This window comes from Exiguobacterium sp. s16 (assembly GCF_018618115.1).
GTDB lineage: Bacteria > Bacillota > Bacilli > Exiguobacteriales > Exiguobacteriaceae > Exiguobacterium > Exiguobacterium mexicanum_A.
Genome location: NZ_JACSLM010000015.1, coordinates 1 through 15,779 on the forward strand (window position 1 = coordinate 1; position 15,779 = coordinate 15,779).

The 15,779-nt window shown below is 52.7% G+C and carries 16 protein-coding genes; all 16 read right to left on the reverse strand.

Features of this window, described 5'->3' with window-relative positions:
- Positions 1-118: 118 nt before the first annotated feature.
- Positions 119-598 (reverse strand): 23S rRNA (pseudouridine(1915)-N(3))-methyltransferase RlmH, encoded by a 480-nt coding sequence (rlmH, locus tag KNP86_RS15020; protein WP_058765186.1) that lies wholly within the window; start codon positions 596-598, stop codon positions 119-121.
- An 83-nt stretch (positions 599-681) separates the two neighbouring features.
- Positions 682-843 (reverse strand): CxxH/CxxC protein, encoded by a 162-nt coding sequence (locus KNP86_RS15025; protein WP_021067873.1) that lies wholly within the window; start codon positions 841-843, stop codon positions 682-684.
- A 37-nt stretch (positions 844-880) separates the two neighbouring features.
- Positions 881-2,149: a S1C family serine protease gene (locus KNP86_RS15030; RefSeq protein ID WP_214755106.1), complete on the reverse strand. Its 1,269-nt coding sequence runs from the start codon at positions 2,147-2,149 to the stop codon at positions 881-883.
- A 51-nt stretch (positions 2,150-2,200) separates the two neighbouring features.
- Positions 2,201-2,992, reverse strand: coding sequence for an MBL fold metallo-hydrolase (locus tag KNP86_RS15035; protein ID WP_214755108.1), 792 nt, complete (start codon positions 2,990-2,992; stop codon positions 2,201-2,203).
- Positions 2,993-3,005: 13 nt separating this feature from the next.
- Positions 3,006-3,830, reverse strand: coding sequence for a two-component system regulatory protein YycI (locus tag KNP86_RS15040; protein WP_214708201.1), 825 nt, complete (start codon positions 3,828-3,830; stop codon positions 3,006-3,008).
- On the reverse strand, positions 3,817-5,202 hold the full coding sequence (gene yycH / locus KNP86_RS15045) for a two-component system activity regulator YycH (RefSeq protein ID WP_034780327.1): 1,386 nt from the start codon (positions 5,200-5,202) through the stop codon (positions 3,817-3,819). The genes KNP86_RS15040 and yycH overlap by 14 nt, the downstream gene beginning before the upstream one ends.
- Positions 5,202-7,043 carry a cell wall metabolism sensor histidine kinase WalK gene (gene walK, locus KNP86_RS15050; RefSeq protein ID WP_034780325.1) on the reverse strand — a complete coding sequence of 614 codons (1,842 nt, stop codon included), beginning with the start codon at positions 7,041-7,043 and terminating at the stop codon, positions 5,202-5,204. The genes yycH and walK overlap by 1 nt, the downstream gene beginning before the upstream one ends.
- A gap of 3 nt (positions 7,044-7,046) precedes the next feature.
- A complete protein-coding gene (yycF, locus tag KNP86_RS15055; RefSeq protein ID WP_034780323.1) occupies positions 7,047-7,757 on the reverse strand; it encodes a response regulator YycF in 711 nt (236 codons plus the stop codon).
- Between the two features lie 120 nt (positions 7,758-7,877).
- The gene (locus KNP86_RS15060) at positions 7,878-9,167 is read right to left on the reverse strand and encodes an adenylosuccinate synthase (protein ID WP_214755109.1); all 1,290 of its coding nucleotides are present in this window, start codon (positions 9,165-9,167) and stop codon (positions 7,878-7,880) included.
- Between the two features lie 236 nt (positions 9,168-9,403).
- Positions 9,404-10,756 carry a replicative DNA helicase gene (gene dnaB / locus KNP86_RS15065; RefSeq protein WP_021067865.1) on the reverse strand — a complete coding sequence of 451 codons (1,353 nt, stop codon included), beginning with the start codon at positions 10,754-10,756 and terminating at the stop codon, positions 9,404-9,406.
- Positions 10,757-10,773: 17 nt separating this feature from the next.
- Positions 10,774-11,217: a 50S ribosomal protein L9 gene (rplI, locus tag KNP86_RS15070; RefSeq protein ID WP_214718796.1), complete on the reverse strand. Its 444-nt coding sequence runs from the start codon at positions 11,215-11,217 to the stop codon at positions 10,774-10,776.
- On the reverse strand, positions 11,214-13,205 hold the full coding sequence (locus KNP86_RS15075) for a DHH family phosphoesterase (RefSeq protein WP_214755111.1): 1,992 nt from the start codon (positions 13,203-13,205) through the stop codon (positions 11,214-11,216). Before KNP86_RS15075 ends, rplI begins: the two co-directional genes overlap by 4 nt.
- Before the next feature lie 150 nt (positions 13,206-13,355).
- Positions 13,356-13,586, reverse strand: a complete 231-nt coding sequence (rpsR, locus tag KNP86_RS15080; RefSeq protein WP_015880232.1) for a 30S ribosomal protein S18 — start codon at positions 13,584-13,586, stop codon at positions 13,356-13,358.
- Between the two features lie 40 nt (positions 13,587-13,626).
- Positions 13,627-14,136 carry a single-stranded DNA-binding protein gene (gene ssb, locus KNP86_RS15085; RefSeq protein WP_024371077.1) on the reverse strand — a complete coding sequence of 170 codons (510 nt, stop codon included), beginning with the start codon at positions 14,134-14,136 and terminating at the stop codon, positions 13,627-13,629.
- Between the two features lie 37 nt (positions 14,137-14,173).
- Positions 14,174-14,461 carry a 30S ribosomal protein S6 gene (gene rpsF, locus KNP86_RS15090; protein ID WP_021067861.1) on the reverse strand — a complete coding sequence of 96 codons (288 nt, stop codon included), beginning with the start codon at positions 14,459-14,461 and terminating at the stop codon, positions 14,174-14,176.
- Positions 14,462-14,591: 130 nt separating this feature from the next.
- Positions 14,592-15,692 carry a redox-regulated ATPase YchF gene (gene ychF / locus KNP86_RS15095; RefSeq protein WP_034780315.1) on the reverse strand — a complete coding sequence of 367 codons (1,101 nt, stop codon included), beginning with the start codon at positions 15,690-15,692 and terminating at the stop codon, positions 14,592-14,594.
- Between the last annotated feature and the right edge of the window lie 87 nt (positions 15,693-15,779).

A 15,779-nucleotide genomic window follows, 5' to 3' on the forward strand; every position in this document is an offset into this window, starting at 1 on the left:
TCACTCCCAATATGATTTAATCCAGTGTACACAAAAACCCTGAGCAATAGACTTTTTTTAAGTGTCTATTACTCAGGGTACAGATTAGTTGGCTCATCAACCTTTTATTAGACCTCATTTATTTATGGTAAGGCTCATTCCGGTTGATCCGATATGCCCGATAAATCTGCTCACACAAGACGAGCTTCATCAACTGATGCGGGAACGTCATCTTCGAGAATGAGATCGTATCATCCGAGCGTTTCATGACGTCGTCCGACAAGCCGAGCGAGCCGCCGATGACGAAGGCGATTTTGCTCTTGCCGTATGTCGCCAAGTTGTCGAGCTCACGGGCGAACTCTTCGCTCGTCCGTTGCTTGGCGTCGATGGCCAAAGCGATCACATGCGTGTCCGGACTGATTTTCGCCAAAATCCGCTCGCCTTCTTTTTGTTTTACTAGAATCATGTCCGCCTCACTCAAATGCTCGGGCGCTTTCTCGTCCGCGACCTCGATTTCCTGCACTTTCGCATAGGCCGACAGGCGTTTTGTGTACTCGGCAATCCCTAGTTTCAAATACTTCTCTTTTAGTTTGCCGACCGTGATAATTGAAATATTCATCCAATTCTTCCTTTTTCCACAGTTTTTTTGGAGTTATCCATAGGGTTATCCACAGAGTTATCCACAAATCCACATGTTGATAATCATTTTTTGCTTGACACAACATATGTTGCGTCGGCATCGCAAAACTCACATGTCACTTGTCCACTTGTGGATAGTTCTTCGAGCAACGGGTATTCCCCCGTCTCATCGACAATGATATCTAAAGCGATTTCAACATGTTCCTTGCATACTTTTTTTTCCACAATGTTTCCTCCTTAAAAAAGAAGCGTCGCCGCTCCTTTAGGTTGCTTCAGTTAATGTTGCCTCGGTCTTGCCTACCTTGCCGCGTCGCGTATATTCAATCGTGACCTTATCCCCAACCGTGGCGTCACGATACAGCGCGTCCCGCAAATCGACGTAACGTTTGATGTCGCGGTCGCCGATTTTGACGATGACGTCACCGACGCGAAGGCCGGCCTCTTCGGCTGGACTGCCCGGCGTGATCGCCTCGACGAACACCCCGTCCTCGTTATCAAAGCTGATGCCGTATTCTTCCCGGACGTTACCCGGTACGGCGATGACTTCTTGAATCGTGACGCCGAGCTGGGCCCGCGTCACTTTGCCATCCCGCTCGAGCATATCGATGACCGGCAGCGCGACGTTGACGGGAATCGAGAAGCCGACCCCTTCGACGCTCGCCTCGGCGATTTTCATCGAGTTGATGCCGACGAGTTCGCCGCGGATGTTGATGAGTGCCCCGCCGGAGTTACCCGGGTTGATGGCGGCGTCGGTCTGGATGACCTCGGCGTTATAATCCATGAGGCCGTCACTGTTCGTATCGACCGGCACGGTGCGTTCGACACCACTGACGATACCACGGGTGACCGAGTTTGAAAAGACGCCGAGCGGATTGCCGATCGCCATGACGGTCTCGCCTGCTTGAAGTACGGTCGAGTCACCGAGCGTGATCGGAGCGACATCGATATTGGCCGGCAGTTCGACCGATGCGACAGCTAAATCGTTGAGCGGGTCCTCGCCGAGAATCGTCGCCGAAGCGACTTGTCCGTCAGAAAACGCTACGTTGATCTCGTCTGCTTCTTCGATGACGTGGAAGTTCGTGACGATATACGCCGTGTCGCCGTCGACCTTATAGATGACACCAGAGCCCGCTCCGGCCTCCCACTGCGAGTCCGAGGTGAACGCCCGCTGGATGTTCGTGATGCTGACGACGGACGTCTTAGCGCCCGTCACAGCGCTCGTGATGTCGGATTCCGTGATGGTGACGGCTTGTTCTGTCCGAATCAGTTCATTTGTCACAAAACGAGAGGTTGGGGAATCCCAGAGCATCATCGCCAAAAAGAACAAAGCCGCTCCTAAGAATCCGCCAACCCCTCCGAGTAACAACGGTTTTAAGTTCATTCGCGGCTTATGGCGCACATGTTCTTCTTGTTTCGGGCGCCATTCGCTGCGAGATGGGTACGTCGGTTTTACATCGTTCATTGTATCTGCTTCGTGCTCTAAAGGTTCGACGTCTTGAGGTTCATACTCATGGTGTCTCTCTTCATTCACGACGCGTCCCCCCTTCAAGACAGTGTGTTATCTGTCTTTTCCCAAGTTCGCTTATAAAGAAACGAGCGAAGTGGGGGTCGATGGGTCGGTATCGCACAATTTGATGCGACCGAGGTCGACATCGCGCATCCCGAGTGTTTGGGACACGCTCATTTGAGCGAGTTCTTTCATATTGTTGTCTTTACTGAGGTGGGCCAAATAAATCCGTTTCGTCTGGTCTCCGATGACCTCGCTCATCGCGATGGCCGCGTCTTCGTTCGAGACGTGACCGTAGTCCCCAAGAATCCGTCGTTTGACGCTCCACGGGTACCGTCCCATTTGAAGCATCGAGACGTCATGGTTCGATTCGAAAATAAAATCATCGGCCCCGCGGATGACGCCTTTCATCCGATCGGACACATAGCCCGTATCGGTGATATGGGCGAGGCGTCTGCCTTCATGCGCGAACTGGTAGAACATCGGGTCGGCCGCGTCATGGCTGACGTTGAACGACTCGATTTCGATATCCTCGAACTGTTTAATCTCCCCTACCTCGAAGTGAAACTTCAAGGCCGGGTCGACTTTCCCAATCAACGATTCCATCGCGTCCCACGTCTTCGCGTTCGCATAAATCGGTAAGTTATATTTTCGAGCGAGAATCCCGACACCTTTAATATGGTCGGAGTGCTCATGCGTGACGAGCAGTGCATCGATCCCATCAAACGATCGTCCAATCTCAGTGATGCGTTGTTGCATCGCCTTCCCGGTCAATCCGGCATCGACGAGCAATTTCGCCCGTTCCGTCTCAATGTAGAGGGCGTTCCCGGTCGAACCGCTCGCAAGCACACTATAGCGTAAAGTCACTCGATCACTCCTTTCATTCTTCTGAATCAAATTCGACCCGTTCGACGGTCCCATCGATCGCATTGACGAAGTAGACGTCCTCGTCAATCGTGATCGACCAGAGCGGCGGCATGATGATCAAGCTGCCGGAACTGTCGAGCGGCAGGCTATAGAAGCCCGTATTGATGGCCCGCATCTCTTGGTTCGGCTGGAAGTACTTCCGGGCCGCGAGTTGCGAGATCGCCTCGCTCGCCGTCAAGACGAGATCGTCTTGCGACTTCGAGGACAAGTTCGTCAAATGACGTTGTTTATAGTCGGTCACTTCAAGCGCTTCGTTCAATTGAAGCAACAGGAGCGACGGACCGATGTACTGCTCGGTCTCCCCATCGATCTCGGGGTTCGAGAAGATCTTATTGTTCTCATACGTCTGCACGAAGGCGACTTGACGCGTCTCGGCGTCATAGCGCCAGTACGCATACTCGGAACCGAACGGGACATACTCGGAGACGAACGTCGACGCGGTCGTCCGTAAATCGTCTTGATCGAGCGGGACCGGCTGTTTGAGCTCGACTTCGAGTTGCATATTGTCGAGCGTCGTCGCCAGCTGAGCTTCCCGGTTCTTCGTGATCATCGAGGCCGACATCTGTTCCGACGACCCCGTCAAATAACCGATATCCCGACCCATCCGCGGCAACTTCGACGCATCGACGTTTCGTTGGTCCAAGATTTGCGCGATCGACGTATTGTCGTTCGTCACGACCTCTGTCGCCCACGTTTCCGTCAAAAGCTGGAACAACAGGTAGATGTTCAGCGCGAGGAAGGCGAAGAGAAGAATCGTTTTCGCTTTACTCCAATCCACGATACATCATCCTTTCTGTCCAGTCATCCGGTTGATCGAATGGGATCCATCTTCCGGCTTCCCGAACGAACCAGTTCGGGGAGAACGTGACGTAACGGCTCGTGTCTTCATTGTATTCAATCTCATAACCGAGTCGAATCTCGGTCACGTTTTCAAATCGTCCGGCATTGACGAGCGTATCGACCACATCTTGTCCGTCCGCGAGCTGTGTCGTCCCGACCGAGATCAAGCGATCGATCTCGAGATGGTGCCGAGTGATCGACCGGACTTGTGTCCCGTCGTTCTCGACACGCAGCGTCGATAAGTCGACGGCATCGTTATTGATAAACGCCTCCCGTTGACTGAACACCGGGAAACCCTTCACGTGAAACCGGAACACGGTCGTTTCAAAACCTTTGTTGGCCGGGGTGATCGCATCAAACCGAAGCGACAAACCTTGGCTCTCCGACGTCTCATCGACCCAACCTCCGTGGAAGTTGACGAACTCGACGATCGTGTCGAGTCCGATGACCGACTCCTGTTCCGAACTGTTGCGTGATAAGTTTCGATAACGGCTCGCGTTCAGGTTCGCATCATATTCGGCGACGCTGATCCCGTTCGTGAGTGCGCCCACGGAGCTGGCCGGATCGACTTCTTGTACATTCGGGTCGCCCGGGAAGAACGTATCGCGCATCCAATCAAGACGGGCCGAGATTTGAATCTGAGACACGTCGTAAGCGAACAGCTCGTTCATCTCCGGTCCGACGACGGGAATGTAGTTGACGCGTTCATCCGTGTACGTGACACGACGCATCGATCGGTCTGAGTCTTTCAAGAACAGACTGTTGACGTCCCCTTGGCCGACTTTCGACAAACGCCCTTCCCAAAGTGATTGGTCGCTCATGATCGTGCGGATGCGCCACGTGTCGTCCTCCATGAAGATGAGGGCCCGCTGTGGCACTTTCCCGGACAAGCTGTATGAGCCCGGAAGCATGTAGCTGAGTGTATCCGCATAATACGGCTCCGGTAAAATCAATTCGACGGCCTCATCGACACCCGCATACAAACTCGGGACGTTCTTGACGGCGAGCGGTTTAAATTCGCTCGCCTCGAACGACTCCCGGATGACACGCATAATCTGTTTCGGTGAGTTTTTCGTGGCGAAGACGGCGTTGTTCTCGTGGACGACCGTCTGGGCCGGTACGATGACTTGGCGCGGTTGTCGCTGCAGCGACTCATCCACCGTCGCGACTTGCGTCTCTGACTGGACCGACTGATACTTCGGATGGTAGTCCCAGAGGATGACCGTTTGGACGATGGACGTGACGATCAAGGTGAGCAAGACGAGCGATTTCACTAGTTCTGGCTTCGCCAAGAAGCGTGGTCGTTCCATCAGTCATTCACCTCCACGATCGTATCGAATGGGATGGTGAAGTAAATCGTCGTCCCGCGTCCGAACTCACTCTCGGCCCAAATGTCGCCGCCATGGGCGGAAACGACTTCTTTGGCAATCGACAAACCAAGTCCGGTCCCGCCGATATTGCGGGCCCGAGCCTTATCGACCCGGTAGAACCGTTCAAAGATTTTCTTCAAATTCGATTTCGGAATGCCGACCCCTTCATCTTTAATACCAATGACGAGTCGCTTGGCACGGAGCATCGTCCGGAACGTGATCGTCCCGCCTTCTGGCGAGAACTTGATGGCGTTCGTGATGATGTTGTCGATGACCTGCGTCATCTTATCTTGATCGGCGTGGACGTATACCCGACGTTTCATGAGCTTCCGGCGGAACTGGATCGTCTCGCCTTTCGTCATCTCATGCCGGTCGATGATGTCGTTGAAGAACTGGATAAAATCGAACTTCACTTTTTGCATCGTATACTCTTTGCTGTCCATCTTCGATAGCTGCAACAGATCGTTGACGAGGCGGATCATCCGCTCCGTCTCATTCTGGGTCGTCTCGAGGAAGCGCGGGGCGAGCTCGTCATCCTTATACGCGCCTTCGGCGAGCACTTCGAGGTAACTCCGCATCGTCGTGAGCGGCGTCCGCAACTCGTGGCTGACGTTCGCGACGAACTCACGGCGGTCTTGCTCGACTTGTTCTTGCTCGGTCACATCGTGCAGAACGACGATGAGACCGGTGATTGGTCCGCTATGCTTTTGAATCGGTGAGAAGTAGGCGCGGACGAGGAATAGTTCTTCGTCCGTACTGAGGTCGATCAGTTTTGGCGGCATCGTCCCGTCTTCCGGAATGACGATCTCGTCATCGAATTCGAGTAAGTTCTGTAGGTTCGTCCCCATCGCTTCTTCTTCAGCGAGTCCGATCATATCGCGGGCTTGGTCGTTCATCAAGATGACGCGCAAGGAACGATCCGTCGCGACGACCCCGTCCGACATGTTCTCGAGGACGCTCGTCAAGCGGCGCCGTTCGGCTTCCGTCGTTGCGTTCGCCTCCATCAGTTCATCGGTCAATTCGTTGAAGGCGTAAGCAAGTTGGCCGACCTCGTCGTCGGAATAGACTTTAACTTTCCGCGAGAAATTCCCTTTTCGCATCTCGACGGCTTGACGACGCATATCCGCAATCGGTCGCGTGATCGTCCGTGACAGCAACACTCCCAAGATCGATGTGATGATGAGAGCGATGAGTGTCCCGGTCGCGAGAATCCTCGTCACTTGTTCCATTTGGTTATAGATGGACTGCATCGAGGCCTCGATATAAATCATACCGGTCGTCGTCCCATCGACCTCGGATTTCACCGGGACGGCGACGACACGCATGCGTTCGTTCGAGTCTTCATAGACGAGCGTCTCTTGCGCTCCGCTCGTCGCAAACGATTTTTGAATAAACGAGTTCGCCGTCCGTTGTCCGACGAGACTTTGGTTATTCGGATTCGACGTCGCCCGGACGACACTGTTCGTGTCGATAATCTGGACTTCGCGAATGTCATCAGCTAGCGTCGTGCTCTCCGTAAACTCAGACAGCAGTTGATCCAGTACCTGGTTCAACTGCTGGTCCGAGGTCGAGTCACCGCCGTTCGATGCGATCCCTTCACTGACGTTATAGCTCAGAAGGTTGGCGCGATCGACGAGCGACTGCGAGAAGTTGTTGATGTATTGTCGTTCGAGGGAGCGCACGAAGTACACTCCGATGACTTGCATCGCAACAAGAATGAGCAGCGCATAGATGACGACGAGCTTCCACTGGATAGATTTAAAGAAGTTCGTCCGTTTCATCGTTTAGTCTTCTTCTCCTGCTTTTAAATAGTAACCGACACCACGGCGCGTGATGATATACGTCGGCGTCGATGGGTTGTCTTCGACTTTCTCGCGCAAACGTCGGACCGTCACATCGACCGTACGGACATCGCCGAAGTAGTCATAGCCCCATACCGTCTGGAGCAAATGCTCGCGCGTCATGACTTGCCCGATGTTTTGGGCAAGATAATGGATGAGCTCGAACTCACGGTGTGTCAGTTCGATTTTCTCTTCCCGTTTCGTGACCATGTATGAATCCGGATGAATCGTCAAGTCACCGATGACGATATCATTGGCGTTGGCACCTTTCGTTTCTGGGGCCGGGGCTGTCGCATGACGGCGCATGTTCGCCTTGACGCGGGCCAAGAGCTCGCGCGAGCTGAACGGCTTCGTGACGTAATCGTCAGCACCGAGCTCGAGTCCGAGCACTTTATCGATCTCAGAGTCTTTCGCCGTCAACATGATGATCGGCATATCGTACTTCTTCCGGACTTCACGGCATACTTCCATACCGTCTTTGAGCGGCAACATGATGTCGAGCAAAATCAAATCTGGTTTGACTTCTTCGACTTTCACGAGCGCCTCTTCCCCGTCATAGGCGACGTGGACTTGGTAACCTTCTTTTTCAAGCTTAAACTTCAATATATCTGCGATTGGTTGTTCGTCATCTACCACTAAAATCGTACGATCCATTCAGTGAGTCCTCCTCTTATCGTTAAACGTACATGTCTACATTGTAACTCTTTTTCTATAGGTTAGAAAGCGTGGTCCATTTCCGTGGAAATGAAAAGAGAGCCACGAGGGCTCTCTGTCTTATGCTTTGTAAATGTCACGCAAGATGACCGTTTGCTCACGTGCCGGTCCGACCGAGAACGTCAACAATTCGATACCTGTCAACGCTTCGATGCGCTTGACATAGTTCTGTGCGTTCACCGGCAAGTCTTCGAACTTGCGAACGCCTGTGATGTCTTCTGTCCAGCCTGGGAGCTCTTCAAACACCGGTTTGCACTGTTCGAGAACACGGAAGTTCGGCGGGTACTCGTCGAGGAGCTTGCCTTCGAACTCGTAGGCTGTACAAATCTTGAGCGTCTCAAGACCTGTCAACACGTCGATCGAGTTGAGACAAAGGTCTGTGATCCCACTGACGCGGCGTGAGTGACGGACGACGACCGAGTCGAACCAACCGACGCGACGCGGACGTCCTGTCGTCGTACCGTACTCTTTTCCGACCTCACGGATCGTGTGACCGATCTCATCGTCAAGCTGGGTCGGGAACGGGCCGTCTCCGACACGTGACGTGTACGCCTTACAGACGCCGACGACGTGATGGATCTTCGATGGTCCGATTCCGGCACCGCTCGATACGCCGCCTGAAGCTGCGTTCGATGATGTGACGAACGGGTACGTTCCATGGTCGATGTCGAGCAAGACACCTTGTGCGCCCTCAAATAACACTTTCTGTTCTTCGTCGAGCGCGTTGTTCAACACGACCGATGTATCACATACGTACTTGGCGAACTGTTGGCCGTACGCGTAGTATTCTTCGAAGATGTCATCGAATTCGATCGCATCGACTTCATACATCTTCACGAACATGCGGTTTTTAATCGCGAGGACGGTCTTGAGCTTCTCGGCGAACACTTCTTTGTCGAGAAGGTCAGCGATGCGAATCCCGATACGCGCCGCTTTGTCCATGTAGCAAGGACCGATCCCTTTGAGCGTCGTCCCGACTTTGGCGTCGCCTTTCGCGTCCTCTTCGAGCTTGTCTTGCAACTGGTGGTACGGCAAGATGACGTGGGCCCGGTTCGAGATGCGGAGGTTATCCGTACTCACGCCACGCTCGTGCAAGTACGCGAGCTCCGTGACGAGCGATTTCGGATTGACGACCATCCCGTTCCCGATGACACATGTTTTGTCCGAGTAGAAGATCCCCGATGGAATCAAGTGAAGTTTATACTTCGTATCGTTGAAGACGATCGTATGACCAGCGTTGTCTCCCCCTTGATAACGCGCGACGACCTCGGCCTGCTTCGATAAGAAGTCCGTGATTTTCCCTTTACCTTCATCGCCCCACTGCGTTCCCACTACGACTACTGATGACATAATGAATCCTCCTTGTAGATAAACGTTCTATTCAAACCATCCGTAAGTGTACACTTGCTTCTCGCGAAAGTCAACCTAATACCGAACGATATTTTTATGTTGTAACCTTTCGTTCGTTATTGACGCCTCATTTCTCATTCAATGAATGAATTCTTTAAAAATCGAATACGTTTAGGTCCAAAGACCGACAAAAAAGGCGACGTCTCGTGACGTCGCCTTTGGCAGAATCATTCCTCCTACATCGGTGGCGCAAAAGCTTGCGTCTCCATGTTGACGAACTTGTTATATTCTTTTCGGAACGAGAGCTTGACCGTCCCGGTCGGACCATTACGCTGTTTGGCGATGATGATCTCGATCGTGTTGGCGTCTTCACTCTCTTTATCGTAATAGTCGTCCCGGTAGAGGAACGCGACGATATCGGCATCTTGCTCAATCGCCCCGGATTCCCGGATATCCGACATCATCGGCCGCTTGTCTTGACGGCTCTCAACACCACGTGAGAGCTGGGACAAGGCGATGACCGGCACTTGAAGCTCACGCGCGATCGCTTTGAGCGTACGCGAGATTTCCGAGACTTCTTGTTGCCGGTTCTCGCCCGGCTTGCCGTTCCCGACGATGAGCTGCAAGTAGTCGATCATGATCATGCCGAGGCCGTGCTCTTGTTTCAAGCGACGGCATTTGGCTCGGATCTCGTTAACCCGGAGACCCGGCGTATCATCGATATAGATACCGGCTTGTGACAGTGACGACATGGCGAGCGAGAGACGCCCCCAGTCCTCGGCCTCGAGCCGACCCGTCCGCAGACGCTGGGCATCGATATTGCCTTCCGCACAGAGCATCCGCATGACGAGCTGCTCGGCACCCATCTCCAAACTGAAGATGGCGACGTTCTCGCCGGTACGGACGGCCACGTTTTGCGAGATGTTCAAGGCGAAGGCCGTCTTCCCGACGGAAGGACGGGCCGCGACGATAATGAGGTCGTTACGTTGAAACCCGGCCGTCATCTTGTCGAGATCGCTGAACCCGGTCGCGATGCCGGTAATCTCCCCGCTCGATTGGTGCAGTTTTTCAATCGTCGAGTAAGCGTCCGATAAGACGGAACCGATCGGATGAAAGCTCGACTGCCCTTTTCGTTGCGAGACTTTCAAAATGTTCCGCTCGGCATCTGACAGGACGGCATCGACCTCGTCTTGGCGTTCATAACCGTCCGAGACGATATTCGTCGCAGTCCGAATCAAGCGGCGGAGTGCCGCCTTTTGATCGACGACGTTCAAATAATACCCGATGTTCCCGATGGCCGGAACTGCTTCGGCGATTTCCGCCAAATAGTTCAATCCACCGATTTCATCGAGAATACCTTGAGCTTGAAGCTCCGAACTGAGCGTGACCAAATCGACGAGTTCGCCCCGGTCGTTAATCTTCAGCATCGCCTCAAAGATCCGTTGATGGCTGACACGATAAAAGTCGTCCGGGTCGACCCGTTCCGAGGCCGTGATCAGCCGATCGGAATCGAGGATGACGGCCCCAAGGACAGCTTGTTCCGCTTCGACGCTATGTGGCGGGGTGTTGACTTGAATCGCATCACTCATACGTGTCTACCTCACCTTCACGCTTCTTGAACATGAACGTTTAACATAGCCGTGACGTCATGGTGCAACTTCACCGGCACTTTCGTGAACCCGAGCGCTTTGATTGGATGTTCGAGCTCGATTTTACGCTTGTCGATCTTGTAGCCCATCCCTTTCAACGCTTCACCGATTTGTTTGCTCGTGACCGATCCAAAGACGCGACCGCCCTCACCTGACTTCGTCTTGACGACGATCGTCTCTTTTTCAAGCTTGTCCTTCAACTGCTGGGCTTGTTTCAATTCTGCTTCAGCCGCTTCTTCGGCGCGTCGCTCTTTCGCGGCGAACGCCTTCAAGTTGCCCGGTGTCGCTTCGACCGCCAAGTTCTTTTTGAAGAGTACGTTCTTCGCGTAAGCGTCCGCGACGTCTTTGACGTCACCAGCTTTACCTTGACCTTTAACATCTACTTTTAAAATGACTTTCATTCAGAATCCTCTCCCTCTGTTTCATCTGTCATATAATGATCGATCGCTTCTTGTAATAACGTTTTCGCCTGTTCCCGGCTCACGTTCAATTGTGTCGCCGCATTCGTCAAATGACCGCCCCCGTCCAGCATCTCCATGATGACTTGGACGTTGACATCACCGAGCGAACGGGCACTGATGCCGGTCCGGCCGTCGGGTAAGACGGCGATGACGAACGATGCTTTGACGCCCTCCATATTGAGGAGCTGGTCAGCGGATTGGGCGATCAACACTTGATGGTGCACTTCATCGTCCGAGGCGACGGCGATCGCCATGCCATCGGAATAGATGTCCGTGTTTTCGAGAATATGAGACTGTTCGATATACGAATCGAGGTCTTGCCGCATGAAGTGCTGGACGAGCACGGTGTCTGCCCCTTGAATCCGAAGGAAGGAAGCGGCATCGAACGTCCGCGACCCGGTCCGCAAGGTAAATCCTTTCGTGTCGACCACCATACCCGCAAGGAGCGACGTCGCTTCTAAAATCGATAGCTTGCGCGTACCGGCCTGATACTCGATCAACTCCGTTACGAGTTCGCACGTCGAGGATGCGTACGGTTCCATATAGACGAGGACCGGATCTTCAATGAACTCTTCACCACGACGATGGTGGTCGATGACGACGACCCGTTCCGCGCGGTCTAGAATATCCCGCGAGATGACGAGCGACGGCCGGTGCGTATCGACGACGACGAGGAGCGTCTGTTCGTCGATGAGCGGTTGAGCCTCGAACTCGGTCAAAAAACGGCTATACAGCTCTTCGTCGTTTTCGACTTCATTGACGAGACGTTGAATCCCAACGCTCGTCTCGCCGGCCGGGATGACGACGTACGCCTCACGGCCGACAAATTCAGCCAGTTTCATGATGCCGATGGATGCCCCAAGCGAGTCCATATCCGGGTTTTTGTGCCCCATGATCAGGACACGGCTCGACTCGCGAATCAAGTCGCGCATCGAGTTCGAGATGACGCGGGCTCGAACCCGGGTCCGTTTCTCGGTCGGGTTCGTCTTGCCGCCGAAAAAGCGGACTTTCCCGTTATGACGTTTGACGACGACTTGGTCCCCGCCGCGTCCGAGCCCTAAATCAAGGCTCGATTGCGACAAGTTCCCCAGTTCCGTCAGCGTCGTCTCCCCACAACCGATCCCGATGGAGAGTGTGAGCGGAATTTTATGCTCTTTCGTCGCCTCGCGGACCTCATCGAGAATCGAGAAGCGATTGTTCTCGAGTTCGGAGAGCGTCCGTTCGTTCATAACGAGAAAGAAACGATCGGCTGCCGTTCGACGCATATAGATGTGGTATTTTTGAGCCCATTGGTTCAAGAGGACGGTCACGCGTCGATTGATTTCACTCCGGACCTGTTCATCCACAGCGGTTGACATCTCGTCATAGTTGTCTAAGTATAAGACGCCGATCACCGTCTGCGTTTCCGAGTATTTTTGTTCAATCTCTGCCTCATCCGTCATGTCGAACAAGTAAAGGGTCTGATACTCCTTATTGTAGAGGACCCGATAAACGCGGTCTCCGACTTCGATGGTCGCCTCGTCCTCTTCTTCCTCAATCAACTCGGTGAACGCCGAGTGAATCGAATCGATCGAGATCCCGAGCTCCATCTCGAGCTCAAAGATGAGTCGAGACTGTTCATTGAACCAGCTGATGCGACGAGTTTCGTCAAAGACGAGAATCCCAATCGGCATGCCGGTGAGCGCTTCTTTCCCGACGTCTTCGATTCGATGCGACAAGGAGTGAACGTATTGTTCCCAAGCCTTGCGTTCTCGTCGAATCGTCACTTGCTGATAGATGAAAAAAATCAGCGTGCCCACGAACAGGGTGATTGCCGCCACAATGCTGTAGAACGCCAATCCTAACGCGACAAGCAGTCCAATCACATATGGAACGGCGTGACGCGCGTACTGGTTCTTCACTGATGTTATTGCTTCACCACTGTGCATGTGTGCCTCCTAAAATGAGTGGTGTTCCACCCATGATATCTAAATGGTTTCTGCTCTATCATACCATATCCGTCCGTTTCACTTACACTCCTACATCGGCTCGGAAAACAAAAAACGACCTATCCCGAGGGATAAGCCGTGTGTCAAAAATTACTCTGCAACGTATGGAAGCAAAGCCATTTGACGTGAGCGCTTGATAGCGACAGTAAGTGGACGTTGGTATTTCGCTGAAGTACCAGTCACACGACGTGGAAGAATTTTACCACGCTCCGAAACGAAGCGTTTGAGCAATTCTACGTCTTTATAATCGATATGAGTGATGTTGTTCGACGTAAAGAAACATACTTTACGACGACGACGACCTCCTGGACGACGTGCCATGTGAAGACCTCCTTTTTAGTTTAGTTTCGAATCGACGCGATCAAAATGGTAGATCGTCATCCGATAAGTCGATTTTTCCGCCACCCGAGAACGGGTCAGCTTCAAAACCTTTGTTTGAGTTCGAGGACTGAGATGAAGTCGAAGAAGCGGCTGCGCCCCATCCTGATCCACTTGACTCACCACCACCGAAGACATCTCCAGCCGGTGCTGTATCACGTTGCGTTGAAGCACCGCGTGGTTCAAGGAAGCGTACGCTATCGGCTACGACTTCTGCCCGGTAACGACGTTGGCCATCTTGACCTTCGTAACTACTGATTTGAAGGCGACCGTCTACGCCGGCCATGCTGCCTTTTTTCAAATATTGTGCTACGTTCTCTGCTTGTTTGCGCCAAACGACACAATCAATAAAGTCCGCCTCGCGCTTCCCATCTTGTCCAGTAAATGGACGATCGCAAGCGAGAGTGAAGCGAGTTACGGCAATCCCGCTCTGCGTATAACGCATTTCTGGATCGCGTGTCAATCGACCAACTAACACAACTCGGTTAATCATCTCAAAGCTCCCCTTTCGCAATATGAAGCGTTAAGAATTAACGCTCGTCTTTAGTTGTCATTTGACGGACAACGTCATCAGAGATCTTCATGAGACGCTCTGTTTCTTGAATCGCTTTAGGCTCAGCAGTGATGTTGAGAAGAACGTAGTGTCCTTCGCGCATCTTGTTGATTTCGTAAGCGAGACGACGTTTACCCATGTCTGTTGTTTTATCAACAGTACCACCGTTTTCAGTGATGACGTTGTTGAAGCGTTCGATTAAAGCTTTCTTAGCTTCCTCATCAACTGATGGACGGATAATGTAAAGAAGTTCGTATTTACGCATTATCTTTCACCTCCTCTTGGACTAACGGCTCCTACCGGTTGTAGGAGCAAGGAGCAAACAATTGTTTTACTCACGTCATAATATACTATCAAACTTCTGTTCATTTTACAATACGTTTGCGGAAAATGGCTTAAACGTTGAAGCGGAACGTGACAACATCGCCGTCTTGGAAGACGTATTCTTTTCCTTCTGAGCGAAGTTTCCCTTGTTCTTTAACTGCCGTCATGTTGCCGGCAGCTGACAAGTCTTCATACGATACGACTTCGGCACGGATGAACCCACGTTCAAAGTCAGAGTGGATGACGCCCGCACATTGTGGAGCTTTCATGCCTTGCTTGAACGTCCAGGCGCGCACTTCTTTCTCACCAGCCGTGAAGTATGTGGCGAGACCGAGCGTCGAGTAGGCGGCACGAATCAATTGATCGAGCCCCGACTCTTCGATGCCGAGGTCTTGCAAGAACTCAAGGCGCTCTTCTGGCTCGAGTTCTGAGATTTCTTCCTCGATGCGAGCACAGATGACGATTACTTTCGCCTCTTCTGTCGCGGCGTGTTCACGAACTGCTTGGACGTAAGGATTTTGGTCCGCGTCAGCCACTTCGTCCTCACTCACGTTCGCGACGTAAAGCATCGGCTTCATCGTGAGCAACTGGAAATGTTTGACGATAGCGAGTTGATCCTCTGTCAATTCAGCAACACGAGCCGGGCGCTCCGATTCGAGGACTGCTTGAACGATTTCAAGTGCTTCGAGCTCTTGAGCTGCGCCTTTGTCTTTCGACTTGACCATTTTTTGAACGCGTGTGATGCGTTTCTCGACCAATTCAAGGTCGGCCAAAATCAATTCGAGGTTGATGGTCGTGATGTCATCGATCGGTGAGACTTTACCCGCGACGTGTGTGATGTTGTCATCTTCAAAGCAACGGACGACTTGGCAAATCGCGTCGACTTCACGGATGTTAGCCAGGAATTTGTTTCCGAGCCCTTCCCCTTTTGACGCACCTTTTACGATTCCGGCGATGTCTGTAAACTCAAATGCGGTCGGTACGGTCTTCTTCGGTTTGACGAGTTCCGTCAACCGGTCAAGACGCGCGTCCGGTACTTCGACGACCCCAACGTTCGGGTCGATCGTGGCGAACGGATAGTTGGCTGCCTCTACACCGGCTTGCGTGATGGCGTTAAATAATGTCGATTTCCCGACGTTCGGTAATCCGACGATTCCTGCTGTTAATCCCACTTGTATTTCCTCCTCATCCGGCTTTCCCGGGAAATGTTGATCCGTCTGTGGAGTGGGTACGTTCAGTACACCACACCGTCACATCCT

What these genes read in the sequence shown, in the direction of transcription:
- rpsR (WP_015880232.1), bottom strand. Translation starts at nt 13,586, where the DNA reads ATGGCACGTCGTCCAGGAGGTCGTCGTCGTCGTAAAGTATGTTTCTTT.
- yycH (WP_034780327.1), bottom strand. Translation starts at nt 5,202, where the DNA reads ATGGAACGACCACGCTTCTTGGCGAAGCCAGAACTAGTGAAATCGCTC.
- dnaB (WP_021067865.1), bottom strand. Translation starts at nt 10,756, where the DNA reads ATGAGTGATGCGATTCAAGTCAACACCCCGCCACATAGCGTCGAAGCG.
- ssb (WP_024371077.1), bottom strand. Translation starts at nt 14,136, where the DNA reads ATGATTAACCGAGTTGTGTTAGTTGGTCGATTGACACGCGATCCAGAA.
- yycF (WP_034780323.1), bottom strand. Translation starts at nt 7,757, where the DNA reads ATGGATCGTACGATTTTAGTGGTAGATGACGAACAACCAATCGCAGAT.
- rlmH (WP_058765186.1), bottom strand. Translation starts at nt 598, where the DNA reads ATGAATATTTCAATTATCACGGTCGGCAAACTAAAAGAGAAGTATTTG.
- walK (WP_034780325.1), bottom strand. Translation starts at nt 7,043, where the DNA reads ATGAAACGGACGAACTTCTTTAAATCTATCCAGTGGAAGCTCGTCGTC.
- rpsF (WP_021067861.1), bottom strand. Translation starts at nt 14,461, where the DNA reads ATGCGTAAATACGAACTTCTTTACATTATCCGTCCATCAGTTGATGAG.
- rplI (WP_214718796.1), bottom strand. Translation starts at nt 11,217, where the DNA reads ATGAAAGTCATTTTAAAAGTAGATGTTAAAGGTCAAGGTAAAGCTGGT.
- KNP86_RS15060 (WP_214755109.1), bottom strand. Translation starts at nt 9,167, where the DNA reads ATGTCATCAGTAGTCGTAGTGGGAACGCAGTGGGGCGATGAAGGTAAA.
- KNP86_RS15075 (WP_214755111.1), bottom strand. Translation starts at nt 13,205, where the DNA reads ATGCACAGTGGTGAAGCAATAACATCAGTGAAGAACCAGTACGCGCGT.